Origin of the sequence: Lysinibacillus telephonicus (assembly GCF_039654155.1) — a bacterium.
Classification (GTDB): domain Bacteria; phylum Bacillota; class Bacilli; order Bacillales_A; family Planococcaceae; genus Ureibacillus; species Ureibacillus telephonicus.
This window is the reverse complement of the sequence record NZ_CP155468.1, coordinates 4,526,597-4,540,680: the sequence shown is the minus strand read 5'-3', so window position 1 is coordinate 4,540,680 and position 14,084 is coordinate 4,526,597. Positions and strand designations below refer to the sequence as shown.

Here is a 14,084-nt window from a genome sequence, read left to right as displayed (position 1 = left end):
AAATGTATTACAAAAAAGGTATTTTGTTAGGATTAATACTGTTCATTTCATTGGAAACGTACTTAGACCAGTAATGGAGAACGGTATCACAAGTGATAGTAAAGTGGAAGTTTGAATTAATAATATAAAAAGAAAGACGCCTTAAAAATTGTACCTGTCACCACCCGTATTAATTTATCGACATTATTCAGGGAGTGACAGGTACTGTTTTATAACCAAACAAACCCCTCTGTTGAAAGAGATTAATAATTTGCAATTGCAGGAGTCATTAATGCTTTATTTATAATTAGAATAAAATAATTTAGTCTGAAGAATATCTATTGAACGCTCTATATCCTTTAAATCTTCTTTAGTAGCATTTTGAATTCGCTCTAAAAAGCGGGATTCTATGGATGCAAAAGCTTCGTTCATTAAAAGTTCTCCATCTTGAGATAAACAAATATATTGTTTTCGTTTATCTTTACTATCCCCTATCTTTTTAATTAAATTTTTTTCACTCAATTTGCTTAGTTCACGACTGGTGTTTGGCATAGACATTTGCATACAGTCATTAATCTCACTAGGTGTCACTGGTTGACTTATTGCAATATTCTCAAGAATTTTATATTGAACTTGGGTAATTGAATCAGATTTCACATCTTTAGTTAATTCATGAGTTACACGATGTACTGATGCCGAAAATGATACGAATTTATTAAAAAGGATACTTTTGTCCATTTCTCTCACCTCTTATTGCAAAGGTAACAAAAAGATTATCAAAATACAATTATCAATTGATAACAAAGTTAGATGGTGATATGATTTGATTATCAAATGATAAATAAGAGGTGCGCCATGAAGATGCTAATCGTTTATACTTATCCAAATCATAAAAGTTTGAATTACGCATTTTTTCAAAATGTAATGAAGGGAAGTAGCGAAAATCCCTATATTACGGAGGTAAAAGTTCTCGATTTATATGAAGAGGGGTTTAATCCACTTCTAGTATTTAACGAGGATAAACGAAGACGTGATATGCATACAGATCCTAATATTGAAAAATACAGAAAACAAATTACATGGGCTGACAAGATTGTCTTTATCTATCCAATTTGGTGGGGAAGACCCCCTGCGATGCTTTTGGGATATATCGATCAATTATTTGCTTCCAATTTTGCATATAAAGATAAAAAAGGGTACTTTCCAGAAGGTCTATTAAAGGGGAAATCCGTAGTATGTGTATCTACCATGAAGGGACCTACTCACTATCCATTTCTTTGGTTGAATAATGCGCATAAAATTTTAATGAAAAGAGCCTTATTTAATTTTGTAGGGATCAAGAAAGTGAAGTTTTTCGAATTTGGGAACATGGAAAGTCCAAAAGGAAATCAGATGAAAAAGTTAGAAAGGATTTATAAATATTTCAAAAAGATAGACCAGTAAAAAATAATAAAACGTTATGTCCTTTAAGTGGAACCTCATTCACAGTTATGATGTTGAACAGTACCATAAGTAAGTGAGGGTTAATTAATATGAGATTCGAGTAGGAGGGAAGTGATTAGTCTTATTCGATTCCATCCATCTAATTCTCCGAAAAATGGATTTGATATTACTAACGCAAAATAACTAACCATTTTTTAGACTCCACCTTCCAAGAGATCCTCATGGATGCACCATTATATATGAGATGGCCAGTAAATATGATTTATACCTTCAGGATTGCAATTATCTAATTTTTATTAAATTTCCAAAAAGTCAAGTTGACACCTGATTTTGAAGCGTTTACAATTAAATTAGCTATTAGACATTAGAACATTTAGTTAGTTATTATACGTTACTTAGAAAAATGGAAAGAGTTGTTTAAATGGCATTAAGTAAAGATCGTATTGGTAAAAACGCTATCTTACTTTTGCTTTCTGATGATTCATCTGAACATCTTGCAATGCTCGAGCAGTTGAATTGGAAGAGTTGTACGGGAAAAGTTGGATCGATGGATGAACATAAGGTAGTTGCTGCAATTGAAACAGCGGCTAAGAAAAATGGGATTATAAATCCGGATGTTTATCGCGAATCACACGCATTATACCATGCGATTATTGAAGCGTTGAATGGGATAACGAGAGGTCAAGTGCAATTAGGATCTGTACTAAGAACAGTTGGTTTATCATTTGCAGTTTTACGTGGAAACCCATATGAAAATGAGCAAGAGGGAGATTGGATTGCTGTTTCCTTATACGGGACAATTGGCGCACCGGTTAAAGGCTTTGAGCATGAAACAATCGGTTTAGGAATTAATCACATATAATTTGCCCATAGAATTTAGTTAATAGGGGGCTATATCATGGAATCGCTTTTTAGTGATTTCTTTGATATAGTCCCCTTTTCTAATTGGTCAAAAGGAATTTGAAGGGAGACAAAAAGATGGTTACATTAAATGGTCAAACACTTACTTTTTCAGATATACGAAAAGTTTTATTTGATGGAGAAAAAGTTGATTACTCTGAGGAAAGCATGAGAAAGGTTCAGGAAAGTCGAAAAGCGGTAGAAAAAATTGTTTCCGAGGAGCGAATAGTTTACGGAATTACAACAGGTTTTGGAAAATTTAGCGATGTGTTTATAGGAAAAGAAGATGTTGAAGCGCTACAGCTAAATTTAATTCGCTCCCATGCTTGCGGGGTAGGAGAGCCTTTTCCAGAAGTTGTATCACGTGCGATGATTCTCCTTCGAGCAAATGCATTATTAAAGGGCTTTTCCGGTGTACGTCCTGTTGTCATTGAAAGGTTGCTAGAGTTATTAAATGCTGGAATTCATCCGGTAATTCCTCAGCAAGGGTCACTAGGTGCTAGTGGTGATTTAGCCCCACTGTCACATTTAGCTTTAGTATTAATCGGAGAAGGAGAAGTCTTTTATAAAGGTGAAAAAATACCCGCAATACAAGCATTATCGAAAGAAGCAATTTTGCCGATTACGTTAACAGCAAAAGAAGGTTTAGCACTTATTAATGGTACCCAGGCGATGACTGCAATGGGTGTTGTTGCTTACTTGGAAGCAGAAAAATTAGCTTACCAAACTGAACTAATTGCATCAGTTACAATAGAAGGTTTACGTGGGATTATTGATGCATTTGACGAAGACATTCAACTTGCACGTGGTTATAGAGAGCAAGTTGAAGTAGCAGAGCGTATACGTGGCTACTTGGCAGATAGTTCTTTAACAACAAAGCAGGGAGAACTTCGTGTACAGGATGCATACTCAATCCGTTGTATTCCACAAGTACATGGTGCCTCGTGGCAGACATTAAACTATGTGAAAGAAAAATTAGAGATTGAAATGAATGCTGCTACTGATAATCCGTTAATTTTTGATAACGGTGAAAAAGTTTTATCTGGTGGTAATTTCCACGGTCAACCGATTGCGTTTGCGATGGATTTTTTAGCAATTGCCGTAGCTGAACTGGCAAACATATCAGAACGCCGAATTGAACGACTCGTAAATCCACAATTAAATGATTTACCACCATTTTTAAGTCCTGAACCAGGCTTACAATCAGGTGCGATGATTATGCAGTATGTCGCAGCATCACTTGTATCTGAAAACAAAACCTTGGCACACCCAGCAAGTGTTGATTCCATCCCTTCATCAGCGAACCAAGAGGATCATGTTAGTATGGGGACGATTGGATCAAGACATGCATATCAAGTAATTACAAATACACGTCGAGTGTTAGCGATTGAAGCCATTTGCGGGATACAGGCTGCAGAAATTCGTGGGAAAGATAAAATGGCTTTAGCTACACGCGGATTTTTAGAGAATGCTAGAAAAATTGTTCCATCTATTAATGCAGACCGAGTGTTTTCTAAAGATATTGAGGCAATGAATAACTGGTTAAAGAATGGAACCTTTCAATTTAAAAGATGTGAAGCATTAATAGAGGGATAGAGGGCGGATAGAAAATAGGCATAATTCTCGACTACAGACATACTTGCAATCTAGCAGGGTTCCAAAATATTATATTTAAAGAGTAACAGCATTCTTACCATTACTGGCCCCTATTCAAACTCTAGAATTTTCATTATTATTAAAAAAGCACCTTTTGCATTAGCAAATAGTGCTTTTATTTTTGCTCTTTCAAATTCAATTTGAAACTAGATTATACTAAACACGTCATTTTAAAATGTAAAAATATTCTAATTATAATGGGTGTGATGGAGGTATATTAATGAAAAAAATAGTTTATATATTTTTAACTATTGCTATTGTCATTTTATTTGCTGAGTTGTTTTGGAACCGAGCTAGTCAAGATACAATTTTAAGTAAGGATATTCACTCTTTGATACAGCAAGGAGAAAATCAAATTGATTTAACTACACTGACTGATTTCGAATGGATTGCAGTCAACGTATATGGTCCATATACAACAAATGAAATGATTGAAGATTCAATGGGGATTCAATTTAAAGGTGATAATGGAGGCATTGATGTATTGGAGGACCGATTTTTATTAGTATTTGCTAATGAAAAAAATGCACTTAAAACGGCAGTACTTTCTAGAAAATACGGCGACTATACTGTTAAGGATAATAAATTTTTGATTGTTGAGTAAGAATATACGGACTATTAAATAAATATAGGATAATATTGTAAATACTCTGCGATACTAACACAAATAATAATACAAAGAGAATAGAGTGTAATATTAAGGGGTATGAATTACTAAAAATATAAGATAGGGTTAAGTGTTATGAGATATAAAGAAATAAAACCGCCAGTAGAGCTAGACCCTTATGTAAAATGCTTTTGGTTTCTTAATAGGGATTACAAAAGGATAGAGGATAATGAGGTGCTATGGCCAGATGGTTGTTATGAATTAATCTTCCATTTTGGTTCTTCATATGAAATTAATGATAGGAAGTTAGAGCCTGAATTTTTAATTGGGTCGTTAACTCGTTACCATATCCTAAATGCAAAAGGAAATATAAGACTATTTGGTATCCGTTTAAAGCCATGGGGGTTAAAGTTTTTTTCAGACATTGATGTAAAGAATCTTAGAAATCAATTTTTGCCCCTTAAAGACATATTTGATAATGAAAAGATAAAACAAATTAGTAAAGTTATTAAAGGAATGGATTTAGAAGAGGGGATGTTAGTTATAAAAGATTTTCTAATTGGGTTAAGAAATCAAAAAAATAATAAAGAACTTCCCTTCATAAAAATTCTTTCGGAAATTTATGACGACCCGATAGGACAAGACTTGCAATCAGTAATTGAAAAAAGCAATTATTCCCGAAGACAGTTTGAAAGGAAAACAACAGAGTTAACAGGTCTTTCTCCGAAAAAATTAAGTAAAGTAGCAAGATTTAATCAAGTTAGACTTAAAATTTTTTTTAACCCTGAAATTGATCTACATGATTGCATGGTTGACTATGGTTATTATGATTATGCACATTTTTCAAAAGACTTTAAAGAAAGTATTGGACTTACTCCAAAAGAATATAAAAATTGGATACTGAAAAAAATAAAACAAAATGGTGTCGTTTTTTTACAAGAAGAATAATTTTTCCTCGGCTAAAATTAATTTCGAAGAAAAATTAAAGGAGGAATAATTATGATAACGAATTTAGGAACAGTAGCAATATATGTAGAAGACCAACAAAAGGCAAAGGAGTTTTGGACGAAAAAAGTAGGATTTAATGTAATAGCCGAGCACCCAATGGGACCAAATATGTTTTGGCTTGAGGTCGCTCCTGAAGGTGCACAAACACGTTTAGTGCTGTACCCAAAAAAAATGATGAAAGGGTACGAAAACATGAAGGCATCCATCGTATTTGAATGTGATAATATTCAAGACACTTATGAAACAATGAAGGCGAATGGGGTTCAAATTAAAGGGGAGCCACAAGAAATGCAATGGGGTACATTTGTCCATTTTAGTGATGAAGATGGCAATGAATATATTTTTAAAGGCTAATGATGTAGGGCAGGGATGAATTTAATTCCTGCTCTTTTAATATAATTTTTTACGAAAAAATTATTACTCAGTCTTAAAATTACTAATGAATTCAAGATGAAGACCGATTTAGATAAGTTTGTTTAGTAAACTTCAAAGCGTCAACTAAGGAATAGATACATTCTAAATAAGAGCATATCTATTCCGTTTAGTTTTAAAATTACGATACTCCTTTATTATGGAAAGGAAATTTAGTAATTAGGAGTTGGAATAATTTTCGTAAGGTATCTAATGTAATTATTTCGAGTGATTTTATGGTGGGTAGTTGCTCCTTTTCACTTCATGAATTGACCTAGCTCAAATTAAACTCGAACCAACTAATTAGAATATATTAATTTCCTCCTTGTTCCATATAAAACACTTCCCAGATATGACCGTCAAGATCTTGGAAACCAACTTGATACATAAATCCGTAATCCCGTGGGTCTGATGCAAGGCTGCCACCAGCTGCAATTGCTTTTTCCACAATTGCATCCACTTGTTCTCTACTTTCTACTGCAAGGGAAATTAAAGACTCTGTTTGTCTTGTTGCATCTACAATCTCCTTACTAGTGAAGTTCTTAAAGTGTGCTTCAGTCAGAAGCATTGAAAAAGTATGATCATTTATGACCATACATGCGGCATTATCATCTGTAAACTGCATATTAAAGGAAAATCCGATTTGTTCGAAGAAGCTCATTGATTTTTTCAAATCTTTAACTGGAAGATTAATAAATGTCATACTTGGTTTAAACGTCATTCTCCATCACCCCTTGATATTTTAACTTAACAAATATTAAGTTACACTAATAGTAAAAATTAACTTACCACTTGTCAAGTAGTACTTACCGAATATTCAAATAAATTTGACTTTTAGCGAGTAGGTTATTACGATGTCATTATAGTAAGAGAATTTGGGTGGTGAATTACAACAATGGGCGAAATACGAAATGCTGAACGTACCCGAAAAAAAATAATTGATGCTGCGAAGGAAGAGTTTTTTGAAAAGGGATATAATGGTGCGAGAATCGAATCGATTGCAAAAAGAGCAGGAGTAAAAAAACAGCTTATTTATCATTATTTTAAGGGAAAAGATGATCTTATTAATCAGACGATTGATAGTTTTGTTAATACTGTCCCTACAGAAAATTTAACATTACCTTCAGATCCTGTGGAAATAGCAGAATTTCGATTAAAGGTAAATATAAATTATTTAAAAGATTTCTTGAAATATACAGCCTGGGAGGCTATTGAAGAGCTGCCCGAGGATTCGAATGGAGAGGAAACGAGAAAGAAGGTGCTTCAATCCTATAATGCTGACATGGTAAAAAAACAACAGTTAGGATTAGTACCAAAGGAGTTAGATCCAGCACTCATTACATTAATGATGTCTAGCCTTACTATCTATCCTCTACTATACAAAAATGTCACACAAATGATAACAGGACACACGCTAGAGGAACCAGAATTTCAAGAAAAGTGGGCGCAATTTCTCCATCAGATTAGTGAGAGAATTTTTAAACAAGAAGAATTGAACTAAATTTATTAAGTCAGGTTTTCTCATCGATGTATAGAAAGGGGCATCTCATATCCTTATGAGGCGTCCCCTTTTTATTTGTTTCGAAATGGTATAATTTTACTTACATTATTAATTAAAGAGGAATATGACAAAAGAAAACTATATTGGAGGTCATAACTTGAATGAGTCTTCTTTAATTTATTGGTTGTTTTGTTATTTAGTTGGGAACTTTATGACAGCCAATATCGTTGGAAAATGGAAGAATATAGATTTACGAAAACAAAGCAGTGAAAATTTAGGAGCACGAAATGCAGGGCGTGTACTCGGTCGTTCTGCTTTTATCATTACATTATTAGGTGATGCTTTAAAAGGTGCGCTTGTCATTATTTATGGGCAAATGATGAACTTTGAACAGTGGATTTTAGCTGTAGGGATGCTTTTTGTTATTGTTGGTCATATCTATCCCCTTTGGCTAAGGTTTCACGGTGGAAAAGGGGTTGCTACTTTTATTGGCGCGGGACTATCTCTAGAGCCATCGTTATTTTGTTGGATGATAGTAGGAACAGTATTATTACTCTTAATTATTCGGAATTTAACAATAGGTATGCTTGGTGGATTCACATTTTACATAGCTAGTTTTATATGGAAAGGTAGTTTTGTGATATATAGCGCTGTGATTCTATCAATATGTATCATTATATGGAAACATTATGGCAATTTATTACAAATTTTAAGTCATAGGGAATAAGGGGGTTATCATGTATTGGTGTAAAATAGCGACAACTGATAAAGAATTTGATAACATTGCTGCACTAAATTATGAAACCTTTGTAGAAGAAATTCCGCAGCATGAGCCAAACGAAACGAGAAAAAAATTTGACCGTTTTCATAAAGAAAATTGTTATATCGTTGTCTACAAAAAAACTGAGATAGTCGGAATGCTTGCCTTTCGAGACAGACGACCATTTTCGTTGGACGAGAAGATTGGAAAAGTAGAGAGGTACTTACAGGATACTGATTGTGAAAACTTAGCTGAAATACGATTGTTAGCAGTAAAAAAACGGTATCGTACAGGACGTGTTTTTTTTCGCTTAATACAGGCAGTTTATTCTTTTGCCTATCATCAAGGATATTCAGCTGTTGTCATTTCAGGAACTACTCGTGAACAAAAACTATATAAACAAATGGGATTTGAACAATTTGCTGATGCAGTTGGTTCAGAAGAAGCGAAGTTTATCCCAATGGTTTTGACTAGGAGAAAATTTGAACAAGGGTTGGAAAAAAGGATAGCTACTAGCAGTCATCATTCATTTTACCCAGGTCCAGTAAAACAAAATACAGCTTTATCTCATACGGATTTATCACATCGCTCCGATGAATTTAGGGAGTTATTTGTTAGTATGAAAAAGCAATTGCAGAAGCTGTCTGGTGCGAATTATGTTGCAACTGTTGTTGGCAGTGGTACTCTCGCAAATGATATTATGTTAGGGCAATTAAAAACGAGAAGCGTGAAAAAAGGTCTTATTTTAGTAAATGGGGAGTTTGGTGAAAGGTTAGTTGACCAAGCGAGGAACTGGGAAATTTCATTTGAAACATTTTACTCAGATTGGGGAACACCTTATAACCTGGCTGAAATAGAAAAGTATGTAGAGACCGGAAACTTTGAGTGGCTGCTAATGGTGCACGGTGAAACGTCAACTGGAACACTAAATCCAATTGAGCCAATACTGGAAATCACTAAACGCTATGATGTGAAGCTTTGTGTGGACTGTATTAGTTCATTTGGGGCTTTGCAATTTTCAATGAATGAGCTATATTTTGCTACATCTGTAAGTGGAAAAGCACTTGGAGCAATGAGTGGCCTCGCTTTTGTTTTCTCACAACAACTTGTGGAAGATACTAAACTGCCTTCATACCTCAATCTAGCAAAATATCAACAGATAGATCCTCCGTTTACAGTACCTGCAATGCTAGTAGCTAATGTTATGGAGGCACTGAACCATTATCCATTTCGATATAAACTGTTAGAAGAACGATTTATGCAATTAAGAGACATAAAAATTGTAAAAGACTATGCAATTACAACAAATAATTACCCAATGATTGTTACTTTGCAGTTACCATATGAATTAAAACATTTAAACGATGATTTAAAATTAAATGGTATTCTTTTGCATGCAGAAAGCCACTATTTGCGTAGTCGAAATTTCGTTCAACTTGCAACTATTCAACCGGATTTTGAAGAGGCACTTAATCGATTTGAAGAGATAGTGAATTATTATATTCAAGTATTACAGTAAGCATTTTATAACTATAAAAGGATTGGCTCCCTGAAGTGAGTTTTTTTTTTTCTAATAGTCTTTAAAAGTGAAGCACAATTTAGCTTCACTTTTTTTATGTGTGCCAGGCATGGCAACTATCTAGGTGGTGAAAGTCCACTGTGGAGGTACACATCGACCAACCACTAAGGAAGCGCAAGGTACTTATCGCGAGATAAGGGCTGGAGGAAGCGTGGAATAAAATCTTGGCTCGACGAACAGAAATCTGATACCAAGGCTCTACAAAGGGATAAGACTCCATAACAAGTTAAAGTCCAAAAGATGTGCGTAACTTTGCAGAGTAAATCAGGCGAGTAAAAGAGGAAAGATAGTTGTCTTACCCTGGGAGGTCTTGCGGATGTACATAGTTACAGTCGAAAACGGTTAGTCGCAAGAAGTCAGCAGAAGCCATAGTAATGACCTTTGGTCATGAAGGGCTGAACAATTTATAGTGTTTCAACGCCACAAATGCGTAAGTAACGGACTCCGAATGTGTTAATGGTGAAAGTATGAGCGTATCTCAAATGATAACCAAAATGGAGATATTACTTACTACGTAAGAGGAAAGGAGAAACGAGTGTGCAACTATTAGAAAAGATTCTAAGCAATCAAAATATGAATGAAGCCTACTTACGTGTCTATAAAAATAAAGGTGCAGGTGGAGTCGACGGAATAACGGTTGATGAACTTAAAAAGTATCTGAAAGAGAACAAGGATGAGCTACGTCAGCGCATCAGAACCAAAAAATACCAACCACAAGCTGCCTTACGAGTGGAAATCCCAAAAGAAAATGGAAAGATGCGCAAACTGGGAATACCAACAGTAGTGGATAGGGTAGTTCAACAGGCAATTCATCAAGTACTCAGTCCGATATTTGAAAAAGAGTTCAGTGAATACAGTTACGGTTTTAGACCAAATAGAAGTTGTGAGATGGCAATCATAAAAAGCCTCGAATTTCTGAACGATGGATATGATTGGATAGTGGACATTGACCTTGAAAGATTTTTCGACACAGTCAACCATGATAAACTCATGCGAATTATATCCAAAACAATCGATGATGGAGATGTCATTTCTTTAATAAGAAAATACTTGGTCAGTGGGGTCATGGTAAAGGGGAAATATGAAGAAACACCGATTGGAACCCCACAAGGAGGAAACCTTAGCCCACTGCTAAGTAACATAATGTTGAATGAACTGGACAAGGAACTAGAAAATAGAGGACTCCAATTCGTGAGATATGCGGATGACGTTCTTATCTTTGTGAAGAGTGAGAAAGCTGCAAACAGAGTAATGGAATCAGTCGTGAAATTTATAGAAAAGAAATTAGGGTTGATTGTCAATACAGAAAAGAGTAAAATCGCTCGTCCAAAAGACTTGAAATTTTTGGGGTTTGGATATTACTACGATTCAAAAGATAAGAAATATCAAGTCCGACCACATCCAATTTCAGTACAGAAATTTAAAAGGAAACTTCGACAACTAACAAAACGAAACTGGAGCATTCCGTTAGACTACCGAATACTGAAACTAAAACAAGTAATATTTGGTTGGGTAAATTATTTTAGAACTGCAAACATGAAAACGGCTATGCGTAAAATTGATAAGAAACTACGCTCAAGAATAAGGGTAATCATTTGGAAACAATGGAAGGTACCAAGAAGACAGATAAGGTCGCTAATCCAATTAGGTATACCCGAAGAAGAAGCCAAAGGCTTAACATTCTGTAGGAAAGGTTATCGATTTATCGGATTATCGAAAGTTGTTCATAGAGCAATCTCTAATAAAAGACTAAAGCAGAGGGGAATACCCTCTGCTTTAGAACGTTACTTAGAAGTTCACACTGTGATATAAATTGAAACGCCGTATACGAGACCTGTACGTACGGTGTTGTGAGAGGGGCGAAAATAAGTCAACTTATTTTTCCTCTACTCGATTTACTGACCATAAGAGCAAGAATGAGGATGAAATAGAGTTTGATTACTTGTTAAAATGGGTCCAATAACATATAAGATAATAAATAAGATTCAGGAGATTAATGAGGCTAATTTTTATAGGAAGCTAATGAGATATTTATTGTATGTTTCATTAATAAGCATGAGTTCACCACTAAATGGATTATCTTTATCAGAACTAACTAGTTGTAATAAGCTTAAGGAACAAGGAGCAAGGGATATAGTTTTGGAAAATCCGTACGTTAAAATGATTGATTAGAAAAGAAGACGAGCAGATTATAAGCAATGAAGCGGAATGTTGCATGTTCTCGAATACTAACGGTGAAAGGAAAGTGAGCAAACAATGGTGAATATCAATCTTTCATTTGAAGAGATGTGGGAAAAAATTATCGCTTGTGATCGTAAGTACGATGGTCTATTTTTTACCGCAGTAAAAACAACAAAAATATACTGCCGCCCTTCATGCAAATCAAGGAAGCCTAAAAAAACGAACGTAGAATTTTACCATGACATCAATGAAGTTGAAGCAGCTGGCTACCGCCCTTGTAAAAGATGCCAGCCGGAAGTGGAGCACTCCCCGCAAATTGAAATTATCAGAAATATCATCACCTTCCTAGTCAATCATTATAAACAAAAATTAATTTTAAAAGATATAGCGGAACAGGTTGGCTTAAGCCCTTATTATTTGGAACGCTTATTTAAACAAGAAACTTCTGAGACTCCACGTACTTACTTAGAAAAAATACGCATTGATAAAGCGGTCCACCTTCTAAAATCCACAAGCCTGACAAACTTAGAAATCTGCTATGAGGTGGGATTCCAGAGCCCTTCTAATTTTTATAAAGTGTTTAGAAGCTTAAAAAACTGTTCACCTAGTGAATATCGAAAGGAATTCCAAAATGCATTTGAATGATTATGATTCATATATCGAAATTTGTCCCCCTAAGGAATTTAATTTTGAAGAATGTCTCATTTTTTTAGGAAGATCCGACCAGGAAGTGCTTCATCAAATTAGAGATGAATCGGTTTACAAACTTCTCAAAGTCGATAAAGAGTTGATTTTATGTAAAATCGGATATGTCAATAATGCCATAAAGGTTGAGTTCCCTATTAGCATACCAACTAGTTATGCTCGTAAAAAGATTGGAGAGTACGTTTGGGAATGGTTTGGTTTATCTCAAAACTTAGAGGAATTTTATCAAATGGCGTATCAAGATAAAATTTTACAAAGTCTTGCACATGAATATTCTGGTTTACGGATAATTGGCATCCCCGATCTATTTGAAGCTCTCGTATGGGCCATTATAGGACAGCAAATTAATTTAACCTTTGCTTACACATTAAAGAAACGCTTCATTGAACAATTTGGTGAATTTTTAATTTTCGAAGGACAAAAGTTTTGGTTATTTCCTTCATTTAAAAAAATAGCGCTCTTGAATATAGAAGATTTAAAAAAATTTCAATTCACTACTAGGAAGGCTGAATATATCATCGACATCGCGAAAGCTATGGCAAAGGGTGAATTATCAAAGGAACAATTAGTTCAGAAAAAAGATTTTCAGCAAATACACTCTTCATTATTGCAGTTTAGAGGGATTGGTGCTTGGACAGCAGATTATGTGATAATGAAATGCTTGCATTATCCCTCCGCCTTCCCAATTTCTGATGTTGGTCTTCATAATGCATTAAAGAATCAATTAGGCCTTGAGAGGAAACCGACTATCGAAGAAATTAAAGAGTATGCAGCAAATTGGGAGGGTTGGCAGGCCTATGCAACCTTTTATCTTTGGAGGTCCTTGTATGATAACGAAATATAAAGTAGATTATGAATCACCGATTGGGGTAATAGAAATAGCCGGCACCCGCGAAGCAATTCATTCTATTCTGTTCTCTGAAAACCAGAAAAGTGTGAATGTATTTCATGCTGAAACTCCTCTGGTTTTAGCTGAATGCTATAACCAACTAGATGAATATTTTAAAGGAAAACGCCATGAATTCACATTTCCTTATCAATTAGAAGGGACTAGCTTTCAAAAAATGGTATGGAACGCTTTAAATGAAATCCCCTACTCAAAAACGTGGTCCTATAAAGAGATAGCATTATCCATTGGGAATGAAAAGGCAGTTCGAGCTGTAGGTAGCGCAAACGGTAAAAATAAGTTAAGTATTGTTATTCCATGCCATAGAGTTATCGGTTCAAACGGAACATTAACCGGTTATGCAGGAGGTCTATGGAGAAAAGAATGGCTGCTTCATCATGAGAGGGTAAATAGACGTTAAAACTACTGATATCTCTAGCCAAATAGGAGTAAATGGTGTTTCGAAAT

The 14,084-nt window shown here is 34.8% G+C and carries 15 protein-coding genes; 13 read left to right on the top strand and 2 right to left on the bottom strand.

The features are described from left to right. Positions 1 to 276: 276 nt before the first annotated feature. Complete coding sequence (locus MKY04_RS21950; RefSeq protein WP_126296275.1) at positions 277 to 717, bottom strand: MarR family winged helix-turn-helix transcriptional regulator; 441 nt, start codon at positions 715 to 717, stop codon at positions 277 to 279. Positions 718 to 834: 117 nt separating this feature from the next. Between MKY04_RS21950 and MKY04_RS21945 the strand changes: the two genes are divergently transcribed. The 6 genes from MKY04_RS21945 to MKY04_RS21920 all read left to right on the top strand — a co-directional run bounded on the left by MKY04_RS21945 (position 835) and on the right by MKY04_RS21920 (position 5,947). Continuing rightward, positions 835 to 1,422, top strand: a complete 588-nt coding sequence (locus tag MKY04_RS21945; RefSeq protein WP_346235132.1) for an NAD(P)H-dependent oxidoreductase — start codon at positions 835 to 837, stop codon at positions 1,420 to 1,422. A 421-nt stretch (positions 1,423 to 1,843) separates the two neighbouring features. Further along, positions 1,844 to 2,284, top strand: a complete 441-nt coding sequence (gene hutP, locus MKY04_RS21940) for a hut operon transcriptional regulator HutP (protein ID WP_126296273.1) — start codon at positions 1,844 to 1,846, stop codon at positions 2,282 to 2,284. 116 nt (positions 2,285 to 2,400) lie between these two features. Then, positions 2,401 to 3,918: a histidine ammonia-lyase gene (hutH, locus tag MKY04_RS21935; RefSeq protein ID WP_346235131.1), complete on the top strand. Its 1,518-nt coding sequence runs from the start codon at positions 2,401 to 2,403 to the stop codon at positions 3,916 to 3,918. A gap of 280 nt (positions 3,919 to 4,198) precedes the next feature. Further along, on the top strand, positions 4,199 to 4,582 hold the full coding sequence (locus MKY04_RS21930) for a hypothetical protein (protein ID WP_346235130.1): 384 nt from the start codon (positions 4,199 to 4,201) through the stop codon (positions 4,580 to 4,582). Positions 4,583 to 4,720: 138 nt separating this feature from the next. Beyond that, on the top strand, positions 4,721 to 5,533 hold the full coding sequence (locus MKY04_RS21925; RefSeq protein ID WP_346235129.1) for a helix-turn-helix domain-containing protein: 813 nt from the start codon (positions 4,721 to 4,723) through the stop codon (positions 5,531 to 5,533). 51 nt (positions 5,534 to 5,584) lie between these two features. Then, entirely contained in the window at positions 5,585 to 5,947 is a 363-nt protein-coding gene (locus MKY04_RS21920; RefSeq protein WP_126296337.1) for a VOC family protein, read from the top strand. Positions 5,948 to 6,317: 370 nt separating this feature from the next. Here MKY04_RS21920 and MKY04_RS21915 read toward each other — a convergent pair whose 3' ends face one another. Then, on the bottom strand, positions 6,318 to 6,725 hold the full coding sequence (locus tag MKY04_RS21915) for a VOC family protein (RefSeq protein ID WP_126296338.1): 408 nt from the start codon (positions 6,723 to 6,725) through the stop codon (positions 6,318 to 6,320). A 174-nt stretch (positions 6,726 to 6,899) separates the two neighbouring features. On the opposite strand from MKY04_RS21915, the gene MKY04_RS21910 reads away from it, so the two are divergent. From MKY04_RS21910 to MKY04_RS21880, 7 genes are all read left to right on the top strand, one after another. Further along, positions 6,900 to 7,505: a TetR/AcrR family transcriptional regulator gene (locus tag MKY04_RS21910; protein WP_346235128.1), complete on the top strand. Its 606-nt coding sequence runs from the start codon at positions 6,900 to 6,902 to the stop codon at positions 7,503 to 7,505. A 157-nt stretch (positions 7,506 to 7,662) separates the two neighbouring features. Then, entirely contained in the window at positions 7,663 to 8,232 is a 570-nt protein-coding gene (locus MKY04_RS21905) for a glycerol-3-phosphate acyltransferase (RefSeq protein ID WP_346235127.1), read from the top strand. A gap of 10 nt (positions 8,233 to 8,242) precedes the next feature. After that, positions 8,243 to 9,784 carry a GNAT family N-acetyltransferase gene (locus MKY04_RS21900; RefSeq protein WP_346235126.1) on the top strand — a complete coding sequence of 514 codons (1,542 nt, stop codon included), beginning with the start codon at positions 8,243 to 8,245 and terminating at the stop codon, positions 9,782 to 9,784. Positions 9,785 to 10,381: 597 nt separating this feature from the next. Further along, entirely contained in the window at positions 10,382 to 11,656 is a 1,275-nt protein-coding gene (gene ltrA / locus MKY04_RS21895; RefSeq protein ID WP_346235040.1) for a group II intron reverse transcriptase/maturase, read from the top strand. 444 nt (positions 11,657 to 12,100) lie between these two features. Beyond that, on the top strand, positions 12,101 to 12,670 hold the full coding sequence (locus tag MKY04_RS21890; protein WP_346235125.1) for a bifunctional transcriptional activator/DNA repair enzyme AdaA: 570 nt from the start codon (positions 12,101 to 12,103) through the stop codon (positions 12,668 to 12,670). Then, a complete protein-coding gene (locus MKY04_RS21885) occupies positions 12,657 to 13,574 on the top strand; it encodes a DNA-3-methyladenine glycosylase (RefSeq protein WP_346235124.1) in 918 nt (305 codons plus the stop codon). The genes MKY04_RS21890 and MKY04_RS21885 overlap by 14 nt, the downstream gene beginning before the upstream one ends. Continuing rightward, positions 13,558 to 14,037: a methylated-DNA--[protein]-cysteine S-methyltransferase gene (locus MKY04_RS21880; protein ID WP_126296299.1), complete on the top strand. Its 480-nt coding sequence runs from the start codon at positions 13,558 to 13,560 to the stop codon at positions 14,035 to 14,037. The genes MKY04_RS21885 and MKY04_RS21880 overlap by 17 nt, the downstream gene beginning before the upstream one ends. Positions 14,038 to 14,084: the final 47 nt, after the last annotated feature.